The following is a 25,164-nucleotide window of genomic DNA, read 5'->3' on the forward strand; positions in this document are numbered from 1 at the left end:
GGCTATCTTTTTTTATTTATATTTAACCTAAGCATTTTTGTTCCAGAGTTACACCTTATTGCTTTTTAAGTATAATTTATTTACATTGAGATAGTTCACCATTTCTTATGTGCTCCTTTAAAGAATCCTACAATAATAAGTACTAAAAAACAATATATAAAAATTATTTTTATAATCATTTACATCAACTTCCTTTATTATAAAGCTCAGTTTGATACAGCAATCTAAACCAAGTTAATTTGTAAATATAATATTATAATATGAATTTTTATAGAAATATTATATTAATTAAATTATGCAAATAGTATATAAAATCTATTTATTAAAATTTAATAAACAGGACTCAGTTTCTATCTAATATATTATACTAACTATAATTCATTTAACATAATTGTTAATTAAACTCTATTACTATAATTCTCATATTTATAAAAAATTAAACCAACAAATCGTATTTTTATAGAAGTCTTGTACATATTTATAATTGAACTTTTATATATTCTTACATATTTAAACAAATGATTTTTCTAATATATTTATCATTATAGAAATTTGAAATTCACCTGCTCTCGTAAATCAAACTTAATAACCTCTTCTTCTAGTATCTTAGTTTGCATAACTAATTCGCCTGTTGATATTGATGTTTCTTCTGATATAGCTGAATTTATTTGAACCACATCTGAAATTTGATCTATTCTAGAGTTAATCTCAATTATATCTAATGATTGTATTTCAGAAGCTGTTGATATTTCATTAACTAAATCAGACATATTGTAAATATTAAGAACTACTTTATTTAGTTCATTATTAACATCTTCTGTTAGATCATTCCCCCTGGCAACTTCTTTTATATAATTTTTTATGATGTTTGTAGTATCCTTAACTGCATCCTCTGACTGTTTTGCTAACTTCCTCACTTCTTCTGCCACTACTGCAAATCCCCTGCCAGCGTCACCAGCTCTTGAGGCTTCAATTGCTGCATTTAAAGCGAGAAGATTTGTTTGAGATGCTATATTTTCTATTGTAACTATAATATCTGAAATTTTTCTTGATGAATCTTTTATATCACCCATTGAGTTAATTAAATCCTTCATTTTTTCATTTGCATTTACAATCATAGTTTTAGTAACTATAGAAAATTCATTAGCTTTTGCTGCATTTTCTGTATTATTTCTTACTTTACTCGATATATCTCCAATACTTTTTACTACCTCCTCTATTGCATTAGACTGATTTGTTGATCCTTCTGCTAGAGATTTACTAGTTAGTGCTATATCCTTTGCTCTACTAGCCACAGCTTTAGTTGCTTGATTTATACTTCCAAAAGATTTGTTTAAGGAACTAATTATATTTTCAAGAGAATATTTTATCTGTAAAAATTCCCCCTTATAATCAATAGTAGTCTTTATTTTCAGATTTCCATGAGATAATTCTTTTAAAATACTTGAAATATCGTTAATATAATTACTTAATCCATCAATAGTTGAATTTAAATTTCGGGTCATTTTTCCCATTTCATCTTCTGATTCATAAAGATTATCATACTTAAGTTCCCCACTAGATAAATTATTGGATATTTTAGTAACATGATTAATTCCTTCAAGTAATACTCCTACAATGATCTTAGTAATTACAATTGAAATTATTGAAATTATAATTATAACGAGCAATGCAATTATAAATCCTGCAATTGCGCTTATATTAGAATCTTTTACAAAGTTCTTAGAACTTAATTCGGAATCATTGCATATATCTGATATAGATTTTTCACAATGTTCTACTTTAGCTTTATAGCCACTATCCATTATAATTCTTGCGGCATATTTATCTCCTTTATTAAGTGAATCACATATTAACTTTCTATGAATTAAGTGCTATATCTAAATTATTTTCAAAATCATCAATTAATGTCATGTCTCCAACGAAATTACTTCTAAGTTTCTGAACATTTTGTTTGAGTAACTCTTCTTCATTGTTTGAAGCCTCTATGTATTTTTTTATTCTACTCTTATCATCTTCCAACATAGCTCTATACATGTATCTATCAATCATAGCTAATCCTGTTTTCATACTCCATGCTGTATCTACAGTACTATATGGACCATTATATAATCTATTGATTTTATTAGACACAATTCCTAAATTTAATAATAAAGCCAACATAAAAATCATGCTTATTCCTATAATTATAGAAAATCCTCTTTTTATTTTTTTTTCTATAGGATGATCTTTATATCTCACTTTTAAATAATTATTAACTTCCTTGTATTTTTTAGTTAATAAATTACTAACCTTATTATTAATCTGTTTTTGTTTAATGTTTAATCCATAATTATTTATATTTTCAAATATACTTTTTAACATTAAATCCTCCATTGCATCTAATAATTAAATTACTTTAATTACTTTGTATTATATTTTAGTAGTCTTTCTTAACTTAATTATTACACTTTATTCCTCACTCTCTAAACTTAATATAAACTACTAATTTATTCATCTTAAGCATAGCTTTAATTTATTAACTTCTTATTGATTTAACGTTAAATTATGTTAACTAAAGGTTAATATTTTTTTCATATTTACTTTAGCGACATTTTCAAAAATAACAAACTCATCTTCAAATCTTATTTTTCATCAGTCAAAAAAGCTGCCGAAAAATAATCATGATATTTTATACTTGGTATTTTCTTTCATGTGCCTTATTAAGATAATATTAACTAATTATGTTTCATATTAATTAAATATAAATTTTATTATTAAAAATATAAAACATACTTTTGATAAAATCGAAAAATTTATCGAGGTATATTTAATGTTTTTTCTAAATATGTTAAAATTATCAAGTACATTAATCTTTCATCTGCAATAAAAATTTTACTCACATCACATTAAAAATATATTTCCAAAAGGAGGGACAAGTTGTTATTCCATAGCAGCAAGTATGATGAAAACAATCTCAAAAAATATTTGGTGGATATATGATAAATGCAAATCATCATTCCGATGGATTTCTTTCATAGTATTGATTGGATCCATACTTTCCATTATTAATGTAATTAAATCTTTAGTCTCTAAATCCTTGATTGATGCTGCAACTCAAAATGCTTCTGATAAAATTATAAGATGGATAATTATCCTTGGCTTATTACTATTATCGAATATAGCTTTAAGTTCCATAAATACAATCGCTTCAACTTATGTATGTGAAAATATACGTAATAACATGCAATGCAAACTATATAATCACATAATTCATAGTACGTGGTCAGAGCATAATAAATACCATAGTGTAGAGCTACTAACTCGCATAAACAATGATGTTAATACCATAACCAGTATGATTACAAGTACTCTACCAGGTATAATTTCATTAATAGTAATGTTGATTTCATCGTTTTTTGCACTATTATCAATCTCATTAACAATGTCATTAGTTTCTATTAGTATATTTCCATTATTAATATTGTTAAGCAAAGTATATGGTAGAAAACTACACTACTTCTATATTGAAATTCAAAAAAAAGAGACTTTATATAACAGATTCTTACAAGAAAGTTTCAACAACATTCTTATAGTAAAAAGTTTTTGTTTAGAAAACAATAGATATAGATATTTAAAAAAAATTCAAATTGAAAAATTAAATCTTTCAATAAAGAAAAGTTATTTTTCTTCTATGTCTAATGGTTTTTTAGCTTTAAGTTCTTTATTAGGATATTTTGTAGTCTTTATATGGGGAACAATTAACCTTTCAATTGTTGGGGTATCAGCCTTTGGTGATTTAACTGCTATGTTTCAGTTATTCTCAAATATACAAATTCCCATTTATGGTTTATCTAGTTCTTTTCCTCAGCTTATATCTGCATTATCTGCTACAGATCGGTTAATAGAAATAGAAAATATGGCTTTAGAAAACTTTCCTTCTAACATAGAAGATTCAATAGTTTCTATTGAACATAGATATGATGAAATTGCCACTACTATAAATAATGAGATCTATTTTGAAAATGTAGAGTTCGGATATATCCCAACTGTACCTATTTTAAAAAATATTTCGTTTTCTATTAATTGTGGCGAAACAATTGGTCTTATTGGTCCTTCTGGAGAAGGTAAAACAACATTGATAAGGCTTTTATTATGCTTAATACATCCAAACAGTGGTAATATTTATATTGATGGTCAAAACCTCAACACAAATCATAGAAAACTAATTTCATATGTTCCCCAAGGTAACACTTTATTTTCAGGAAGTATTTTAGACAATTTAAAATTTGGTAATCCTGATGCAAACGAAAATGAGATAATTGAGGCATTAAAAATGTCTTCTGCATTAGATTTCGTTAATTCATTACCAAATAAATTAAATACCCTTATAGGAGAAAAAGGAATCGGGTTATCTGAAGGACAGGCTCAACGACTAACTATTGCAAGAGCTTTCTTAAGAAAAAAGCCAATCCTAATTTTAGATGAAGCAACTTCATCATTAGATTATAAAACCGAATTAAATGTATTAAATGAAATTAAGAATTTAATACCTAAGCCTATTTGCATAATAATAACTCATAGACCATCAGCACTTTCAATTTGTGATAAAATATATAAGTTAGAAAATAATAATATTTCGCTATATACTTCATACCCGTAGTATACATTCAAACTAAAATATATAACGTATAGTAGTTATTATCCAATTATTTATTCCTTAATTTCATGCATCAAAAATTAATTTTGCATATTGCATATAAACAAATGCCATCAAAATGTGATAGCGTTTGTTTATATATTTATATCACTGTAAAATATCGGCTTTTAATAATCCATATCCAGTGTTATCATTTCTTCCTCCATATAGTGGCTCACAAAGTTTTGGAAGCAAACTTCTAACCTTTACAGCATTATTTATTGTTGGATCTTGTTGTTTTAGTAATGCTAATAATCCCATCACCTGCATTACAGCTACATCACACAAAAATATTTTGTGTGGATTGGTTCCTATTTCATAAATATCATATTGATTTTTTGAATTTACACAAGTAACTCCATAACCATAGGATACACAATCTACAAAATTCCCTGTAAATGGAGTTTTGTTATTATCTCCACTAATAAATTTTTTATCAGGAGTTACGTAATTTACAGTAAGTGAATAAATTGATTTATGTTGAGGGCCTATAACCCATCCCCCACCATTAGTCACACAAATAATATTTGCATCATAACATTTTTTTAATAGACTATCTGCAACTGTATCTTGAACACCATTGTCAAAATTAATTATATCTATCTTATTAGCAATGCACCACTCAACAGCATTCTTACAATTTGTATATGACTTAGTTGCATAACCTACAGATTCCTTTATTACATATATCTCACATTCAGGAGCTAATCCTGTTAACTTTCCAGATATTAAACTTGTATATACAGTTCCATATCCATTAGAATCTACAAAGCTACTTTTCTCACTTGTAATATCGTTATACTTAGTGACATTAATTTTATCAGTAGATATACATCCATATCCTAAATAAGCAATCTTAATCCCCTTCCCTTTTATTCCTGCATTATGCAATTTATATACATTTAAATCTTCAAAATTAAACAAATCCGTAGTAGAAACATTTGGTGGACTATCATTAGTTACATACTCAACAACATCTACTTCACAAACCGCTGCCTTATTGTTATAAGTTGCTATTAAATTAGTGCTACCAACTTTTTTCCCTGTTATAATCCCTCCATCACTTACCGTAGCAATACTTTCATCTGTTGTTTTAAATTTAACATATGCCATCTCATTAGGTAAAAAAACTATATTAGCATTTATTTGATTAGATTCTTGAACTTGTAGTTTTGTTTGTGGAAAATAAATGTTTTTTTGAATATCTTCTAATATTAGTTCATCTTCTCTCTTATAATTCGTAGGAACTATGCTTGCTTGAATTAATCCATATCCATAATATAAGTCCTTACCTTTATCACCTAAATCTATACAATTATCTTTCAATATTTCATATATCTCTCTAAAAGTTAAATTAGAATTCTGTTGTTTTATTAATGCTATAATTCCAGAAGTTATTGCTGAAGAAAATGAGGTTCCTGATACAGTTATATTTTTACCGTTTTGGTCTAATGCTACTATATTTTCACCATAACAGCAAAAATCTATTCCAAATGAGTAAGAAGATGTTTTCGATATAATATTATTTTTATCTACACTAGATATTGCAATTGTTGAATCATATCTAGCCGGAATTGGCAAATATGCATTAATTGAAGTATTACCAGCTGCACATACTAAAACAATTCCTTTTTTCTTTGCTTCTAAACATACAGCCTCTAATTCATCACTTTCACAATCTGGAAATCCAAACGACATGTTAACAATATCCATCTTATTATCTATGCACCATTTTAAACCATCTATAACTTGATTTATTACGACTTCATTCGAAAGTGATAAATCGACTTTTAATGAATATACATCACTTTCAGGAACTACACCATAGTTATTACTTGATATAATACTAGCAACTGCCGTACCATGTCCATCTACATCCTTATAGTTGTTACTTTTTTCTATAAAATTATATCCACCTTTTATAACTAAATTCCCATCAAAACTGTTTCCACCTGTATCTATTACTGCAACTTTAATTCCTTTTCCTTTAATGTTTTTTTCTTTTAAAGATGTTATATTTAACGATTTTAAAAAATCATTGTTATCCATTCTATTATCCCCCTATTATATAAAATATAAATTGCTTAAATATAAAGTACGCTATATTAAGAATATTATATTATATTCCTTTTTTTTACATATGTTACTTTCAAACAACTGATATTAAATCATTTATACGTTAAAAGGAACTGCTACAATTTATTTGTAACAGTTCCTTTACTTTACATTCTATACTTGTGACTTATTCAAATTAAAATTAAAGTTTTCCAAAAACTTTTTTCTTAAGATTTTCCATGTGGTTCTTGCCAGTCACCATTTGCATCTTGCCATGGTGCTCCATCTGGAGTGCTTGAGAAATGACTGCCTAGTTTAGTCTCTTTTACAGATAAGTCAATAATCTCTGGTTCAATCCACATTAATTTTGTTTCATTCATTTCAATTCCCCCTTTTATATACTCAAACTTAATGATATAGGATTAACCTTATATCATTAAATTTATATAGCTTCATTATTTAAATATTCATATAGCGTTAATGATATTATAATCATCCTCATATCAATAACATTATTATCAATTGAATTAACTTTTAAATGTTTTAATTGTTTCTTCAATTTTTCAATATCTAAATACTTTCTACTCTCTTCATCTTTAATAACTTCTTCTAATTTATCACATATATATTTTTGTTTAGGTAATAATCTTTGAATCCAATCAGCACTTTGTAATCCTTTTGTAAAAGAATTAAGTCTTATTTTATCTGGCAATATTTCTTTCATTGCTCTTTTTATTAATAATCTTTCTTCACCATTTCTTACAAACTGATCTATAGGTAAACTTAAACAAAACTCAACTACTCTTTTATCTTTAGTTGGATCTCTTTGCACTATTCCATGTGCTAATGACATCTTACTCTCTATATTTCCAATCTGAGTCAACATCACTGGATCTAAAAAATATTGTCTGAGTTCTTTAATGTTTTTGCATTTTAAATTTATTAATCCATATTTACTTTTTTCAATTCTAGTATCTATATTCCATTTATTAATTAATTCCATTTTTAATGGAGAGTTTTCATATTTATCTTGTATGGATAAACTTTTTCTTGTATTTTTATATTCTCTAAATGCTCTAATAATATATTTTGAGGTAGTAATTGGAGATTGATTATATAATTTACTGCATTCTAATACTTCCTTAACAACTTTACATAGATGCCCTCTCCCTAATAATGTCTTTATGTGAACTAAAAAATCTCCATATGATATTGAGAAATTACCATATTGTCCAGTAAGTAAAACCTTAGAATTTCTTTTTTCTACTTTCTCCATAATTTCATTCACCCAAAATATATTTTGAAAGGTTTTATATGGCTGCTCTAATATTTTAGTGAATTTTTTTATGTCACTAACTGAATCTTTATTTTCGCTTTTACAATAATTTATTTCTAAATTGTTTATTACATCTTTTAAACTATTAACATATTCACTTTCATCTGCAAATCTATACTTAGAAGTATCGTCCTTGTATCCATCCATAGGTATTGATGTATATGATATTAAATTTTTTTCTTTATTTTTTAATATATTTGCAGCTACACAAGCTACTGAAGTAGAATCCAATCCTCCACTAAGCATAATAGATATTTCTTTACTACTATCTATTCTAGAATTTACAGCTTCAAAAAACACTTTTTTGAATTCCTGTATATAATCATTATCCGATTTTAATTTTAATACTTCATTATTTGCTAATGGATTCCAATATTTATATTTTGTAAGTTTATTATTTTTGATAATTATGGCAGTAGCAGGTAAAACTTGATATATATTATTGTAAATAGTTTCTTCAGGCTCAAATTGATGAACAACACTTTTTAATGCTAAAAAATCACATATCCATCGTTCATTTAATTTTCTATTATTTTTTAATGGTTCAATTATAGTTGAAAAAGAAAATATATTATTTTCATAAGAGTAATATAAACTACGACTCCCCATATGATCCTTTACACATAATACTTTTTTCTCTTTTTCGTCGTAAATAACAAACGCAAAATCTCCTACCAAATACTTAGGACATTCTTCATTCCATTTTTCATAAGACAATAATATAACTTGACTATCAGTTATACTCATTTCCTTATCATATTTAATATTAAGCAGACAGCATAATTCTTTCTTATTATATATACTAGCATCTGCAGTAATTATTAATCCTTTCTCTTTATCCCAAAGCGGTAATACTTCCTTTTTTGATTCATTTGTAATTTCTAATAATCCACATCCCATAAACATATTATTTTTATTTAAAGTTTTTTGAATATCTAATTTATACATTTTAAGACTGTCCATCATATTTTCTGCAGTAACAATAGATACTGATTCTCCATTGGTGTTTATCTTGCCACATATAGCTCCACTCATTCTATCCACCTCATCGTGTTAATCATAAATTCATTAAAGTATTTTCTAACACTTTAATCTGTTCACTAATTGTATATTTATCTTTTGGTCTATATATACGATAAAATTTGATATTTTGAGCAATCTGTAAACATTTTTTAAAATATTCTGGAGGGATCCCATTCTTTTTTATCAACTCTATTCTATATATATTATTAATTAAAATTATCAATTTTTCTTTTCCTTTAATTTCTTCAATTTCTACTTTAGGATTGTTTCTTATTTTTATTTCACAAATTGCTCCCATTTTAACAGGTTTAGATACAAAATCTTTTCTAACTGGTATTTTATATTTTTCCCTATCATCATCAATTTTTTTAAATTTATTTAATTTATATCCCAACCTTAACATTGTATCTTTACATAATTTCTGTTGCGGATATGATGAATTTATCATAAAATTATTATTAATAGCTGAAACATCATCTGCCATAAATAAATGCTTATTCAATCTTAACGCCGTTGTTAACGTAGATTTTCCTGCACCTGAATCTCCTACTATAGTTAAAGTTTTATTATTAATAACAATAGTTCCTCCATGAATGGCTAAAGTATTTCTTTGAAATAGAACCATGCCTAAAGCAGTACCTAATAAATATGCTTTTACATCTTCTATGTCTGCATTTGCATTTTTATCAACTACAATAGTATTTCCATTATATATTAAGTAAGTTCCAACAGCTTTTATATTAAACCAAATTTCTTTATAATTTGAGCTTAAATATAAATTTCTTCCTTGTTTTATACTATTCAGAACATTACTTGGAGTAATACCCATACAAATATTTATTTCCCAATTTACATTAATACTTTTTAGTAATTCTGGAAATTCAATATCTGATTTAATTGTCAAACCATATACCTCATAATAATACTTAATATCCTTTGGTATCATTTTTCCTCCACTTATTTATTCTAAATTATTAAAATATGCTTAATTAATATATATTAGTATATTCAAGAACATTTGAACTACATTTATCAATTATATATTATTTAGAAAATTTCGCGACCACTGCAAAACCACTTCCATTTCCTCCCGTAACATAATATCTTCCACATCTTATCCATGAGTGAGCTACCAATTTAGATTTTTTTTCGTGTTTGCTCTCTGCATTTTTAATTATAATATTATTTTCTTTTAAAACACCTAAATATAGAGTATTTTGTATATGTTCTCTCGATAGTAAATACTGAGCTGTTAATGCTTGAACTAAACATTTACTTTCCCATGGTGTGTATTTAGAAACTTTATTTATAATCCACGATATTTTTTGTGCAATCTTATACTCGTTATTTTTTAAATTAAAAGATGATTCTCTATTTAATTCTCCCATATATTTTCGTAAATTCTTGAACGGAACAATTAGTATTGCACTTCTAATTATGGCTGTAAGTATAAAAACCTGAAAAATCAAAATTTTATCTTTTAATTTCAATCGACTAAAATTCTTTAGTTGATTGAAATTAAAAATTTTCTTACTTAATTGTAATAAGCTCTTCATTTTCCAATACTCCTAGATAATTAAGTACATTACTTTCACAAGTTTTCTTATCAATATTATATTCTTGTAATAGTATTTTTATTAAATCTTTTACATAAATTTCTTGTTCAATAATTTCCCAAATCCGACTTCCAACTGAATTTAATGCAAAATATTTACCCTTATCTAAATTCATCATAACCTTATCTCCATTTAAATCTGTAGTATCTATTTGTTTAGATTGACATACTTTTGTATTATAACCTACCATATTAACCTCCGAAATTACATATTCTATCATTTAACAACTACAAACATTTATTACTCTATTATAAAAATACCTTATACCTTAAATTCATCACAAATTATTAATATCTATAACTCAAAAGTTTTGATTAATTTTTTCCTTTTATCAATAATATCCAATGTTATTTTATAATATTTAATTATTTTAACAACTCCATATTTTCTTATAAATATTCCCCTGATCGCATGATGTATCCACGCTATTGGTAATAATAAGAAATTCTCCTTTGCATATTTATACCTATGGCTTAACAAAGCTCTAGGTGGAAAAATAAATCGAAATAATTTTTTGATATTAGTATTTACATATTGTTGATTAGCTTCAATCCAACACAATTGTTTAAAACCATCTATTTCTTCTTTTTCTCCATGTACTCCAGCAGCAAAAATATTGGTTAATAATAATTGTATCTCTTGCTCACTTATAAATTCGCTTGTTAAAATATTTTCCTGAATATTTATATCGAATATTTTATTTAAAAGTTCAAATATTCCTTTTATAAATTTTGATATTCCATACAAAGATATTTTGTTGTCAAAACTTGTCCAATCTATATTTTTATTTTTAACAAATACTGCCATATCATATAATTGCCTTAATCCAAACCCTTTGTATTTAGCATGTACAGCCATATGGAAACACATATGCATGAGGAAATCTTCATTGCATAATGTTTTACACTTAACTCCACAAATGTTAAATTCAATCGTCCTTTTCCAAATATCTTTTTCAAAATTCTTTACACTTTCATTTAAATAAGAATCATTTATAAGTTTCCAATGAACTTCAATATATAATTGGTTTGAACACATAAATCCTGCATGAATTGGATGATTATTCTCATAACATTTACAACCATTTTTTATAAGGTAGTTTTTAACAAGCAAATAATCTTGTGGTTTTATTAATATATCTGCATCACACATAGTTCTATATTCTGGTCTTGGATAAAAATTTCTTAAAACTACCCCCTTTAATAATATTATTTCTATTCCTTGCTGATCTAAGCCCTCAATTAACTTTGCAATACTATTTATATTTTGTATTTGAATTAAGTTTTCCTTTAAAATTTTCTGTCTCCATTCATTTAGAACACCATTATCAACGAATTTAAAACTATTTCTATCGATTGAAGAATATACTAGTGAACTAATTTCATGTTGCTTGCTTTCATTTATAACTTTATTCAAACAATCACTATTTTCTTCTAATTTAATTTTTTTTCTATCTATAGATGATTTTAAAAGATTAACTATCACTTTTTGATATTGTTCCATTTTTCACCTTACATAATTACTTTTTTTTATCTATTCCATAATAATACGAATACTTTTTTTTACTTTCTTTTACCTGATTTATTACTAAACCAATTATATTTGCACCTACTTTATTTAAAAGATTCTTAGCTTCTTTTACTGATTGTATCTTACTTTGACCAGCTTTTAATACAAGAATCGTTCCATCTACTTTTGTAGATAAGATTTGACCATCAGTAACAACATCTAATGGTGGACTATCTATTATTAAAATATCATATTTATTCTTAAGCTCTTCTAATAAATTATTCATTGCAGTTGAATTGATAATTTCTGATGGATTAGGTGGAATTTTTCCACTTGTCAATATATCAAGATTAGACTTATAGTGTTGAATTGCATTCTCTAATGTCTCTTCTTGTATTAACACCTGTGAAATACCAAGCAAATTTGATACATTAAATTTTTTATGAATTGAAGGTTGTCTTAAATCACAATCGATAATTATTACATTTTTCCCGTTCTGAGCAAATGCTAGTGCTAAATTTCCTAACACAGTTGACTTTCCTTCGCTGGGACAAGCACTTGTAACAACAATACTTTTAATTTCTTTTTCAATAGATAAATACTGCATATTAGTTCTTAATGTTCTATATGCTTCTGCATCTATTGATTTTGGTTTATCTTCAAATACAAGCATTATATTTTCCTCCTTAAACAATCTGATTAAGTCAATTACTAATTCTGAATATTATCAATATATCTAATTAAAAAACATATTATTTTAGTTCTCACATACTGGACTATTTAAATTCTTATTATTTTCTTTTCTATTATGCACATCATCATACCTTCTATGTTTTTTATCTTCCCATGGTATTACCCCTATTACAGATATACCCATTACTTTTTCAATTTGTTCTTTTGTCTTAAATGTATTATCCATATATTCCATTATGAAAGATAATAGAATTCCAAATATAAGTCCTCCAAAAATACTTAACGATATATTCTTAAAATAATTAGGACTTACTGGATATTGAGGTAATTTAGCGGTCTCTATAACTTTTACCGTTCCATTTGGTATAAGCACTTTAGTTTCTTTTACAAACTCATCAACTATACCTTCTAACACTTCTTTTGCTAGTACATTGTTATTATTCTCATAACTTATTTCTAATATTTGAGTATCTGTCCTAGGCATAGCTACCAAAGTTTTATTTACCGCCGATGCTGTTATATCTAAATTTTTTTCGTCAATTACATTTTCGATTAAATCATTTGTCTTTATTAACTCTGAATATGTTTTTAGTAATTTCTGATACATTTCAATATCATTACTATCATACTTTACATCTTTTGTTGCATCTTTACCTATAAAAACTTTTGTACTTACATTATAAACAGGCTTGATAACAAAAAGACTCATAACTACAACAATTAAAGTTATAATGGTAGTTATTCCAACTATAACTTTCCATCTGTTTTTTAGTATTTTTAATATATCCTTAATTTCTAAATCCATTTCCTCCATTCTCTTCCCTTCCTTCATGACTTAAATTTTAACTGTATCATATAGTTATAATATTTTTAAGCTATACATGAATAATCTTATTTATATGTTCATAAAGCATTGATATACTCGTTGCTTTAACCTCAATACCACGTTTACTCTTATATTTTTCTAAAATACATATAGTAATAAAAATCAATTACTAGTTTACACACTATATATATATTTACATATAGTGTATTTTAGAAGTATATTATAATATACTTTTTCTTAAGTTTTGATATAATAAAATCAATATATTTTTAATGTATTAAAAGCAAGATTTGACTCTACACAATATCTTGATTCTTTATTCTTGAGCTTCGTATTAAGCAACTATTAAACTATATATAGTTCTTGCATTTAAATACAAAATGCAAGTGCAATATATTGTATAATATATTTTTAATACGATAGCTCCTTCTTACTCATTAGATTAGATTTAATTGGATTTTACTGTATTGATTATAATTATATAAATTTAATTATAACTTTTTCTATTTTGATTAGTGATTAATTTAAACATCTGTATACATTCTCTCATAATACTTTTGATAATCTCCTAACGTTATATTTTTCATCCATTCTTTATTATCCAGATACCACTTAATAGTCTTTTTAATACCAACTTCAAAAGTAGTTTCAGGATGCCATCCCAATTCTAATTCTATCTTGTCTGGTGCTATTCCATATCTTCTATCGTGACCTTTTCTATCTTGAACATATTTTATCAAACTTTCAGTAACGCTTTTATCTACCTTGTCATTTATATATGCAATAACCGTCTTCACTATTTGTATATTTGTTCTTTCATTATGTCCTCCAACATTATAAACTTCTCCAAGCCTGCCACCATTAATAACCATGTCAATTGCTTTTGCGTGGTCTTCCACAAATAGCCAATCTCTTATATTCAGACCATCTCCATACACTGGTAACTCTCTGTGATTTAAACAGTTATTTATCAATAGCGGAATTAACTTTTCTGGAAATTGAAATGGTCCATAGTTATTTGAGCATCTAGTTATATTTACAGGCATTCTATAAGTATCATAATAAGCTTTAACCATTAAATCTGAACTTGCCTTACTTGCGGAATAAGGGCTATGTGGATTTATTGGAGTTGTTTCTGTAAATAATCCTTCATCTCCTAATGATCCATAAACTTCATCTGTTGAAACATGAAGGAATTTAACATTTTTCTTAAATTCTCCTTTAATTATCCATGCATTTTTTGCACAATTAAGCATATTAACTGTTCCAAGTACATTTGTCTTAGCAAATATTGCTGGTTCTTTTATACTTCTATCAACATGTGATTCTGCTGCAAAATGAACAACGTAATTTATATCATAGTCTTTAAAAAGATTGGAAACTAGTTGGTTATCGCAAATATCTCCTTTAATAAAGGTATATCTTTTATCATTTTCAATCAATTTAAGATTTTCTAAATTTCCTGCATAAGTTAATTTATCTAAATTTATTATCTTAATGTCTTTATATTTATTTAACATATATAAAATAAAATTTGACCCTATAAATCCTGCCCCACCTGTAACTAAGTATATTTTCATCATTCTACTCCTTTTTATTTATCTAATTTATATATAAATGATTTTAATGCCTCTTGCCATCCTCTCATTTCATCACCAACCGTATTTCTAAACATCATATTGTCAAGTGATGAATGTTTTGGTCTTCTTGCTTTAGTTTTATATTCTTCTGATATACACGGTTTAACTTCACATTCTTCTTGTGACAATCTAATTATCATATTAGCGAAATCATACCATGTACATTCTCCTTTACCTGTGCAATGATATAATCCAAATTCTTCTGTTGGTATAAGCTTTAATATATGATAAGCTAAATCATTAGCATTAGTAGGATTTCCCTTTTGATCATTAACAACAGTTATTATATTTCTTTCTTTGGCAAGCTTTCTCATAGTATATACAAAGTTACTTCCTACATATCCATAAAGCCAAGCTGTTCTCACAATAAAGTACTTTGTAGAAAACTTCCTTACATAATTTTCACCTAAAAGCTTAGTTTTTCCATAAACACTACATGGAGCTGTTAAATCATATTCCTTTAGTGGTTTATCTCCTTCTCCACTAAATACATAATCAGTTGATATATGAACTAATTTAGCACTTATTTTTTCACATGCTATCGCTAAATTTCTAGGTCCAAGTGAATTAACTTTAAATGCAAAGTTTTCATTACTTTCACACCAGTCAACATTTGTAGCTGCTGCACAATTAATAACTACATCTGGCTTTAAATCAGTTATTTTATTAACAACTTGTCCTAAATCAGTTATATCTAATTTATCTATATCCAATGATATAACCTCGGATTCTTTTATAAAATCTGATACTTTACCAATTTCAGCTACTCCACTTTTTATTATACCTTGAAGCTCATTTCCTAATTGTCCCTTTGATCCTGTAATTAATATCTTCATTTTACTGATTTCCCTCTCTTTCACATACATTAAATTGAGGAAATTCACTTAAATCTAATTCTTTTAAATTGGGATGCTTTTTATCTTTTTCAGATAAAATTATATTTTTTATCTGGTCTAATGGCCATTCTACATTAATATCTGCATCGTTCCACTTGACTCCACTCTCATATTTAGGATAATAAAAATCTGTACATTTATAGTTAAATATAGCCTCATCTGAAAGCACTAAAAAACCATGTGCAAAGCCTTCTGGAATATAAAATTGCTTTTTATTTTCTTCACTTAAAATGACACTTTCGTATTTTCCGTAACTTTCAGAAGCAACTCTTAAATCTACTGCTACATCAAAAACTTTTCCTTTTATTACTCTAACAAGCTTTCCTTGACTATGTTTTTTTTGAAAATGTAAACCTCTAAGCACCCCTTTACTTGATCTTGATTCATTGTCCTGAACAAAGTTCATATTGAGTCCAGCTTTTTTAAAATGTTCCTTATTATAAGCTTCCATAAAATACCCTCTTGTATCATTAAAAACTTTAGGTTCTATTATATACAGTCCATTTATTTGAGTTTTATTAAATTTAAAATTTTCCATTATCCCACCTCTTATTTATCTGCTGCCGCAATTTCAGATTTTGCTTTTTGAATCTCAATTTCTTGTACTATATCTAATAAATACTTTCCATAATATGTTTTCATTAATGGTTTAGCGAGTTTAATAACTTTATCAGCATTTATCCATCCTTGCCTATATGCAATTTCCTCAAGGCAAGCTATATAAGTACCTTGTGTCTTTTCGATAGTTTCAACAAAATTAGATGCTTGAAGCATAGATGTATGAGTCCCAGTATCAAGCCATGCCATTCCTCTGCCTAATAATTGAACCATTAATGTTCCTTCTTCCATATAAGCTTTATTCAAATCTGTTATTTCTAATTCGCCTCTTGTTGAAGGCTTTAATTGTTTAGCTTTTTCAACTACTGAATTATCATAAAAATAAAGACCAGGAACTGCATATTTGGATTTTGGTTTTTCAGGTTTTTCTTCCAATGAAATCACCTTACCATTATCATCAAATTCCACCACACCAAAAGCCTTAGGATTTTGAACATAATAGCCAAATACATATGCACCATTTTCTAAGGCAGCAGCTTTTCTTAAGTGTTCTGTAAAACTTTGTCCATAAAAAATATTGTCACCAAGCACCATAGCTACATTATCATTTCCAATAAATTCTTCTCCAATAATAAATGCTTCAGCAAGACCATTAGGTTTTTCTTGAACTGCATATTTAATATTTAATCCTAAGCTTTGTCCATTATTAAACAGCTCTTTAAAACCAACAATATCTCTTGGCGTAGATATTATTAATATATCTTTGATTGCAGCTAACATTAAAACAGACATTGGATAATATATCATTGGTTTATCATAAATTGGCACCATTTGTTTTGACATTGCTTTTGTTACTGGATAAAGTCTTGTTCCAGAACCTCCTGCTAATATAATTCCTTTCATACCCATTACTCCTTTAAATTTAATATGAGATTATGTTGTATTTATAGAAATGTGTTTATTTAAATTTAGATAAGAATTATTCTTATTTTAAAGAATTGCTTTTTATATTTGTTCATATTACAAATTTTATAATACAAGTAGTATGGTCAGATTTCTTATAGTAAATATTTATTTTCATTCTTAATTATTTTTGATTACTATCTTCTTAATCCCTCTTGCTAAGTTGTGGGTAAATTCATTTTTATATAAAATTTCTTTTAATTTCCCTAAAAATATTTCTTTCCTCATACATTTTAAAGCCGCATAATTAAATCCTCCTATATTATATAATTCTTTAAATTTATTATAATTTTTATTCTTTATTGATGAATGCCTTAATTGATCATTTCCTTTAATTGCTTCATCTATACTTCGTTCTTCTAAAAACATATCATCTTGACATTTATAAATAAAATCTAATCCTTTTTCTGTACATGGTAATAATACAGAAACTCCTCCCTTTGTAGATTTTAAAAATTCATTTTCTTCTCCTATACCCCAAAAATCTCCTATTGTTATATCTGAAACTCTTTTTCTAGTTGCATATTTGCATTCATAACAATTTTCTCTATAAAATAATGCTTCCATAAATCCCCTATAATATAAACTTTCTTTCATTGTTTCACTAAATACAACTTTATTATTATCTAAAAGTTTAAAATTGAATCCATCTTTATCTCTGAAGATAATATTATCAAAATTAACATCCCCATTAGATTTTATATAATCTGATAACATCTTATATGATGGAACTCCATGACAAATAATATCTATTGTCAACAAATTGCTATACACCTTTTTTAAGTATTTTTTCAGCCCTGCTATTTGGCAAGGTGTTCCTATAAACAATACTTCTTTATTATTATCTAAATCCATTTTAGCCTGTTTATAAGTATTACCTATTTTACTTTGAACATACTTAGATCCCTTAAGTTTGACCAAATCGCCTTGATCTTCTACTCGTATATGCTGAACATCTTTATTTATTACTGCTGCTCCAAATACAATTCCATTATTTTTTTTTAAAACATTTCTTGAAAAAACAGATGCTGCTCCACCAGATGTACTAGTTTCTCTTTCTAAGTTGTTTAATGCCCAACATGCATAGGCCTTTTTAGGTTCATTAAATTTTACGTTGCTTAAAGATTGACATACACTGTAACATAATCTACAATTAATACAATTTTCTTTTCTTACTTTAGGATATATATGACCATTATCATCCTCTTGCATCATTATGCATTCTTTAGGACAAGCATTATAACAAGCATAACAGCCTGTACATTTATCTTTATTACATATCATATCTTATCACCTTAATCATATATTGAATTTTTTAAGAATTGTATAGATTTTAAACGTTCTTTTTCTATATATTTTTCTAATTCTGAATAATTTAAATCTAACTTTATTTTAAAATGACTAATTATATTAATATTAATTTCTCTATCATATAAATGAAATTTTGCTAATATAGTTGCCATTCTGTTATCATTGTTTATTTTTCCATCATATGTTCCTCTCAACACATAAAATGACTTTCTATATATAATTGAAAATGCAGTTCCATGAAATGAGTTTGTAAGAACTAATTTTGAATATTTTATTAAGCTTAAAAAATCACTTGGTCCTTGATATTTACACATTTTAAATCCCTTAAATATTGTTTTATAAGTTGCAGATGTTGTATACAAAATTATTACAGGTAATTTTAGTCTTTTTGAAATTATATTTACCATCTTCATAACATCATTATTGTAATCTATAGAATAAAAAAATATATAGTCTTCATATATTAATCTTTGAGAACATATATTGTTCCATTCCTTTTTCTCTAATAATAATGTTGGATCTAAGACCAAATTAATTTCTTTAGATGTAAACTTTCGAAAAATTTCCTTTCCTATTTCTTCACGCATAGATATGTGAGAAAAATCTTTTAAGTATTCTATTATTAATTTTTTCATTTTTTCATCTTTAAAAGGATTTTCACCTCCACAACTTGGAGCATATGCAATTTTTTTCGCACTATCGCTAAAGGTTAAAAAATATGCATTATCAAAATCACTTACTGATACATTCCAAATCTGATCACCTCCACATATTAACGTATCATACTTTAAATTATTGTTTTTTAACTCACTTTCAGTAACATAATTATTTTTACTAAGCTGAAGATTATTATTAATAAACTTATTGAACAATTCATATCTGGATTTTACTACTTTATATTTATATAGAATAATCCTTATATTTCTACAGATATTCTTTAATGAATTATTTTTATAAAAAATTGAATACATGTCTCTCTGATTTTTATTAGAAAAATCTATAATCTCATACTTACAATCTATAATACTTTTAACTGCATTTTGTAATGCATAAGCCTGAAGAACTGACCCGTAATTATGCGATGAATGAAATGTAATATTTCCTATATATCTCATATTAATTCTCCCCTATATGTCTTTAGTTTATTATATATTCCTTTCAAAATATTTCTATTTATATAAACGCTATAAATAAAAGATATTATAAATCCTATTAAATAAAGAAAATATATGTTGGAATAATAACAAAACATATTTACACTTAATATTAAAAATGAAGTGATATAAAAATTTATATCCTTTTCCATTAAAATAAACTTTTTCAATTTTACATATCTATATATATATGTCAATAAATTAGATATCAATGTAGATAAAACAGCAGCATATATGCCTAATAGCTTTATAAAAATGATATTAAGAACTATATTTATTAATGCAGCATATACAGTGCTTATTCCCATTATTTTTGTTTCTTTATTAGCTGAAAATATTCCACCATAAAATCCAGAAATATTAGCAAAAAACATACTAACTATCAATAATGGTATATAATTAAAAGATTCTCCAAATTTAGCATTTATCACCAAATGAAAAGTTAAAGGTAGCACAGATATTAAACATAATGAAATTGCCATTAAAAATCTTTTTAAATCTTTATAGATAATATTATAATATGCATTAACATCTTCTTGCTTTATAGCTTTAGCCGATTCTTCTTTCCAAGCTGTATAAAAGAAACCATAAAATATATTTATTAAATTAGGAAATTTGTTTGCAACAGCATATATTCCATTGCTTTCAGCTCCAATTGCAGTAGTTATGACTAACCTATCTGATAAATTTATTATTACCCATGAAATACTATTCGGTACTAATGGAAATGAGTATTTTATCATTTCTTTTATTTTAAAAAAATCCACTTCCTTTAATGATAAGTATTTCCACACCTTAAGTTTACATAACCCTAAAACTGAAATTATTACATTAGCTACTATATATGACGTTAATAGTCCAATTAATCCCATTTGTAAATATACTATAAATATTAAATTCAATGTAACTATTAGCGCACCAGAGAAAAATCCAAGTATTGAATAAAATTTAATTTTAGATAATCCTCTTGCTAAAGTTTCAGTTAAGCTAGTTAAAATAGTTGTAATCAAGAAAAATATAAGATAGAATTTAAATTCATATTTAACTAAGCTCAATATTACATATAATACAAAACTAGATATTATAATATTAATTAAAATAAATATAACCGATTGACTAATTATATGCTTTTTTTCACTTTCACTTTCTGCATCAATTAAAAATCTAAACATAGCTTCTTCCATTAATAGAGTTATAAATGGAACAATAAATAATACAACAGTATTAATAAAATCAAAAGTTCCGTATGCAGCTTCTGTTAATATAGATGTATATAATGGTAGTAGACAAAATGATATTGCTTGTGTACTGCATTTTCCAATAGCTATAATTACTGTGTTTTTAATAAGACTTTTTTTGCTTCCCATCTATAATCTCCTCATGCCTTATTTATAATATTAATAATTCTATCTGCCACAGTATCCCATGAGTATTCTTTAATATATTTATTCCTATTTGTAACAACATTACTTTTAATATCATCATTGTTTAACAATTGATACATTTTTATCGCCAATTGTTCAATATCATCATTTTCAATCAAATAACCATTATACCCTTCTTTTATAAATTCTTTCATCTCAAAATTATTTCTTCCTATGCAAGGCAATCCATATACCAATGCTTCAATAAATACTAATCCATATGCTTCAAATCTCGAAGGCATACAGAATATATCACACAAATTAAAATAATCACTTAATTCATCTGAATTAATCTCACCTAAAAATCTTAAATTATCATCTTTATCTTTTAATGGCCATTCTTTAGGTCCCGCAACATATAATTCTACATTAGGCAAATACCTCTTTAATACTTTAAAAGCTTTATATACTAAATCTCCACCTTTTCTAAAAAAATCTCTTCCTACAAATAAAATTTTGTTTTTTGACTTAGGAAAAGGCTTTACTTTTTTTATATTTAAATTAATCCCACCTCCCACCCAATGAACTTTCTCTTTTGGAATTTTAGAATATTCAACCAAATTATTTGCTAGCCATTTTCCCATAGTAAAAATCCCGTGAATATTATTATAAAATTTGAATTGATTCTCTCTTCTTCTACTCATATCATCTTCTAAGTAATTTTGAAATCCGCTATATTGGAAAAGTCCATTATATTTTTCCTTAAAATAAAATAATGAATCTAAACTAAGATCCTGATATACATAAGTTTTATTGTCACATAATCCATAATCTCCAATTTGTAATACTACTGATTTTTTATCATTTTTTATTAATCTATTAACCTTTTTTTGATAAATTTTCGTTTTTAGTGATGAAAATTCGTGAATTATTTTTACTTTTTCATTCTTAAATTTTATATCTGTAAATCTTTGTAACTTTATAAACATCTTATCTTTTCTATTCAATGTTACATCTATATTTTGAACTGGGATCTTTGCTTCTAATGTTTTATATAATGAATACGTAGTTCCAGACCATGTTTTCTCTCTACATTTATCCCAAGAGCATACATATAAAATTTCCACTAATAATTCCTCCTTAATGTTAAAATCTTCTTAATGTCCATCACTTAATATGTATTTTTATAATACTTATTAACTTATAGGACATTCCTCTATTTATTAAAATAATATATTCATATCATCTAAATTCAGAAAATTCTCCTTAGAACTTTCTAGTACTCAATGCTTTATTACAATTAATTTTTAACCATCTATTATATTTTGTCATAGTACCTATTGGATATTTAATGATAATGATTAATATATTGATTAAATATTCAAGTTTCAAAAGAATGACTAGATTCTTATTGTAATATTTTTTTACCATATAAATTAAGGAGTCGGAATTTCTCTTATAGAGCAAAATGTTTTGCTTTAATGTTGGTCTTTCTCCGATTTCATGCATATGATAGCAATATTCTCCAATTGAAATTGCTTCTTTATAATTCTGTCTCTTCAATTTTATAGCTAATATTGTTTCTTCAAAATACAAAAAAGTACCCTCATCAAACAAATCTACATTATTAAACACATCTGCTTTAATAATAAACATTGAACCTGGAACAACATCTATATTCATCAATCCATTTTTATCAATTTTATACTTAGGACTCCATTTATTATTTTTTCTAAAAGCAGATTGTAAACAAAAAAGTTGCCATGTTTTTGGAATTAGCCATCCCACATTTCTAAAATCTAAAAAATCACATGAAATAATTATTGGAGCAATTAACGCTAAATTCTTATTTTCATTTAACTTATCAATTAGGTTTGAAAATATTTGTCTATATGTTATACGAATGTCAGGATTCATAATACATATATATCTAACATCATTAAAATTATTTAATGCATAACGAACTCCAAAATTATTTCCTGATGCATATCCATAATTGTATTTATTTAATACTACAAACACATTCTTAATTAAAGAAAAATGTTCTTTTAATATTGAATACGAATTATTAGGAGATGAATTATCAACAATAACTATTTTGTTTCCTATATTAAATTTCAATATATTATGGACACAATCTATAGTTTCATTGTAATTCTTATAATTTAATATGATTATAACTAAATTGTTTTCCATATAAAAACTTCCTCTTTCACCTCTCAAATTTCATTCTTTAGAATTAGTATTTTATATTTTGATAAAATATAAAAATGAACTATATATTTCTTCAATAAATTAAAATCTTATTATTTTTTATTAATCACAATATTCTCTTTCTTTAAATTTGAATATTCACAAAAAATTAAAATAAGAACAACATAAAAAGAGTAATAATTAAAAAACCATGTGCAATTCGTTGCAATTGTTATAATTAAGTATGCAGTCATTAATAGAATCCAGCTACTTCTATTTCTATAATAATAAAGAAAACCATTCTTCAAAAATATGCTAAACAAACTTAAAAACCAGCAAATTCCTATTAAACCATACGAAAACAAATATCCATATATTCCATTATCTGCAACAAGATAACCGCTTCCAATTCCTGCTGAATAATATGCTGAAATATCAGATGTATTTGGAAATCCATAACCAAATACTGGCGATTTATAGAATCCCTCTAAATAAAAACTTTGGCTTAATAATCTAATCTCATAAGTAGGATCATTTCCTTTTTCAACCACTGCATTTATAAATTCTTGCATCAATTGTGTGTTCATTATATATGAAAAAGAAGTTAATAATATCGCTCCAAAAATAATTCTATATCGTAATTTTCCTTTACCTAATAATCCATTTAGTGATAAAGTTGCAATAATAGCAGCAAAAAGCATTCTACTTTTATTAATAAATATCACATATAAAATAGTGATTACTACTAATATAATATTTTTAATTTTTTTCTTTCCTTTTAAAATTTCATCAAAACAAATATACATGGACATAATAATATATGAATAATCGATATATAATCTTATAGATCCATAACGATAATTATGAATTACCTTCAAAAAGAAAAATTTATCTGCAAAAAAATATTGTAACCAAACTAATAATAATTCTATAGATGCAACTACTAAAATTGCATTTTTTATTTCCTCAATTTTCAACTTACCCTTTTGCAATTTAGTTGATATTGGAAAATATAAAAAAGAAATTACAATCCAATATCTATGTGTTAATAATCCACTAACTATGCCTTGATTATAATTAATAAATGCACTAATTGAACTTATAACTGCCAATATCGGAATGAAAAGGATAATTAATTTGTACTTTTTATTTTTAAACAAGCTTGTTCCGTACCTAACAAAATTCCAAATAAAATATAGAAAAAATATAATCATAGAAATATCATAACCAGATGCTACTCCAAATAATTTTTCTTGATAATCAACAAAATAAAAACAACAATCTGCCAAAGCAATCAGAAGTAATATTTCCAATGAAAATTTAAATTTTGTGTTAATTTTATAATTCAT

General features: G+C 25.7%; 22 protein-coding genes. 1 reads left to right on the forward strand and 21 read right to left on the reverse strand.

The window, feature by feature from the left end; translation table 11 throughout:
* Positions 1 to 542: 542 nt before the first annotated feature.
* Positions 543 to 1,805 carry a methyl-accepting chemotaxis protein gene (locus tag CLSA_RS13680; protein ID WP_052334807.1) on the reverse strand — a complete coding sequence of 421 codons (1,263 nt, stop codon included), beginning with the start codon at positions 1,803 to 1,805 and terminating at the stop codon, positions 543 to 545.
* A gap of 55 nt (positions 1,806 to 1,860) precedes the next feature.
* Complete coding sequence (locus CLSA_RS22140) at positions 1,861 to 2,364, reverse strand: hypothetical protein (RefSeq protein WP_052334808.1); 504 nt, start codon at positions 2,362 to 2,364, stop codon at positions 1,861 to 1,863.
* 577 nt (positions 2,365 to 2,941) lie between these two features.
* On the opposite strand from CLSA_RS22140, the gene CLSA_RS13685 reads away from it, so the two are divergent.
* A complete protein-coding gene (locus CLSA_RS13685) occupies positions 2,942 to 4,642 on the forward strand; it encodes an ABC transporter ATP-binding protein (protein WP_022746950.1) in 1,701 nt (566 codons plus the stop codon).
* A 144-nt stretch (positions 4,643 to 4,786) separates the two neighbouring features.
* Here the strand turns inward: CLSA_RS13685 and CLSA_RS13690 are convergent, their stop codons facing one another.
* The 19 genes from CLSA_RS13690 to CLSA_RS13775 form a co-directional block, all read right to left on the reverse strand.
* On the reverse strand, positions 4,787 to 6,727 hold the full coding sequence (locus tag CLSA_RS13690) for a S8 family serine peptidase (RefSeq protein WP_022746951.1): 1,941 nt from the start codon (positions 6,725 to 6,727) through the stop codon (positions 4,787 to 4,789).
* Between the two features lie 233 nt (positions 6,728 to 6,960).
* Entirely contained in the window at positions 6,961 to 7,113 is a 153-nt protein-coding gene (locus CLSA_RS23140) for a hypothetical protein (RefSeq protein WP_022746952.1), read from the reverse strand.
* A gap of 62 nt (positions 7,114 to 7,175) precedes the next feature.
* Positions 7,176 to 9,104, reverse strand: a complete 1,929-nt coding sequence (locus tag CLSA_RS13695) for an asparagine synthase-related protein (RefSeq protein WP_022746953.1) — start codon at positions 9,102 to 9,104, stop codon at positions 7,176 to 7,178.
* Between the two features lie 22 nt (positions 9,105 to 9,126).
* Entirely contained in the window at positions 9,127 to 10,038 is a 912-nt protein-coding gene (locus CLSA_RS13700) for a phosphoenolpyruvate carboxykinase (ATP) (protein ID WP_022746954.1), read from the reverse strand.
* Positions 10,039 to 10,135: 97 nt separating this feature from the next.
* Positions 10,136 to 10,648 (reverse strand): lasso peptide biosynthesis B2 protein, encoded by a 513-nt coding sequence (locus CLSA_RS13705; protein WP_022746955.1) that lies wholly within the window; start codon positions 10,646 to 10,648, stop codon positions 10,136 to 10,138.
* Entirely contained in the window at positions 10,623 to 10,928 is a 306-nt protein-coding gene (locus CLSA_RS13710) for a lasso peptide biosynthesis PqqD family chaperone (RefSeq protein ID WP_077393799.1), read from the reverse strand. The genes CLSA_RS13705 and CLSA_RS13710 overlap by 26 nt, the downstream gene beginning before the upstream one ends.
* Before the next feature lie 74 nt (positions 10,929 to 11,002).
* A complete protein-coding gene (locus CLSA_RS13715; protein ID WP_022746957.1) occupies positions 11,003 to 12,211 on the reverse strand; it encodes a nucleotidyltransferase domain-containing protein in 1,209 nt (402 codons plus the stop codon).
* Between the two features lie 16 nt (positions 12,212 to 12,227).
* Positions 12,228 to 12,890 carry a CpsD/CapB family tyrosine-protein kinase gene (locus CLSA_RS13720; protein WP_022746958.1) on the reverse strand — a complete coding sequence of 221 codons (663 nt, stop codon included), beginning with the start codon at positions 12,888 to 12,890 and terminating at the stop codon, positions 12,228 to 12,230.
* An 84-nt stretch (positions 12,891 to 12,974) separates the two neighbouring features.
* The gene (locus CLSA_RS13725; protein ID WP_022746959.1) at positions 12,975 to 13,724 is read right to left on the reverse strand and encodes a YveK family protein; all 750 of its coding nucleotides are present in this window, start codon (positions 13,722 to 13,724) and stop codon (positions 12,975 to 12,977) included.
* A gap of 536 nt (positions 13,725 to 14,260) precedes the next feature.
* Positions 14,261 to 15,316, reverse strand: a complete 1,056-nt coding sequence (gene rfbB / locus CLSA_RS13730; protein WP_041716280.1) for a dTDP-glucose 4,6-dehydratase — start codon at positions 15,314 to 15,316, stop codon at positions 14,261 to 14,263.
* Positions 15,317 to 15,330: 14 nt separating this feature from the next.
* Complete coding sequence (rfbD, locus tag CLSA_RS13735) at positions 15,331 to 16,212, reverse strand: dTDP-4-dehydrorhamnose reductase (RefSeq protein WP_022746961.1); 882 nt, start codon at positions 16,210 to 16,212, stop codon at positions 15,331 to 15,333.
* A gap of 1 nt (position 16,213) precedes the next feature.
* Positions 16,214 to 16,810 carry a dTDP-4-dehydrorhamnose 3,5-epimerase gene (gene rfbC / locus CLSA_RS13740; protein WP_022746962.1) on the reverse strand — a complete coding sequence of 199 codons (597 nt, stop codon included), beginning with the start codon at positions 16,808 to 16,810 and terminating at the stop codon, positions 16,214 to 16,216.
* An 11-nt stretch (positions 16,811 to 16,821) separates the two neighbouring features.
* Positions 16,822 to 17,733 carry a glucose-1-phosphate thymidylyltransferase RfbA gene (gene rfbA, locus CLSA_RS13745; protein ID WP_022746963.1) on the reverse strand — a complete coding sequence of 304 codons (912 nt, stop codon included), beginning with the start codon at positions 17,731 to 17,733 and terminating at the stop codon, positions 16,822 to 16,824.
* 180 nt (positions 17,734 to 17,913) lie between these two features.
* Positions 17,914 to 19,077, reverse strand: coding sequence for a Coenzyme F420 hydrogenase/dehydrogenase, beta subunit C-terminal domain (locus CLSA_RS13750; protein ID WP_022746964.1), 1,164 nt, complete (start codon positions 19,075 to 19,077; stop codon positions 17,914 to 17,916).
* Positions 19,078 to 19,088: 11 nt separating this feature from the next.
* Positions 19,089 to 20,219, reverse strand: a complete 1,131-nt coding sequence (locus CLSA_RS13755; protein ID WP_022746965.1) for a polysaccharide pyruvyl transferase family protein — start codon at positions 20,217 to 20,219, stop codon at positions 19,089 to 19,091.
* Positions 20,216 to 21,625, reverse strand: a complete 1,410-nt coding sequence (locus tag CLSA_RS13760; protein ID WP_022746966.1) for a lipopolysaccharide biosynthesis protein — start codon at positions 21,623 to 21,625, stop codon at positions 20,216 to 20,218. The genes CLSA_RS13755 and CLSA_RS13760 overlap by 4 nt, the downstream gene beginning before the upstream one ends.
* 11 nt (positions 21,626 to 21,636) lie before the next feature.
* Entirely contained in the window at positions 21,637 to 22,749 is a 1,113-nt protein-coding gene (locus CLSA_RS13765; protein ID WP_022746967.1) for a glycosyltransferase family 4 protein, read from the reverse strand.
* A gap of 139 nt (positions 22,750 to 22,888) precedes the next feature.
* Positions 22,889 to 23,818: a glycosyltransferase gene (locus tag CLSA_RS22145; protein ID WP_022746968.1), complete on the reverse strand. Its 930-nt coding sequence runs from the start codon at positions 23,816 to 23,818 to the stop codon at positions 22,889 to 22,891.
* Between the two features lie 110 nt (positions 23,819 to 23,928).
* The gene (locus tag CLSA_RS13775) at positions 23,929 to 25,164 is read right to left on the reverse strand and encodes an O-antigen ligase family protein (protein WP_022746969.1); all 1,236 of its coding nucleotides are present in this window, start codon (positions 25,162 to 25,164) and stop codon (positions 23,929 to 23,931) included.

This window comes from Clostridium saccharobutylicum DSM 13864 (genome assembly GCF_000473995.1).
Classification (GTDB): Bacteria; Bacillota; Clostridia; order Clostridiales; family Clostridiaceae; genus Clostridium; species Clostridium saccharobutylicum.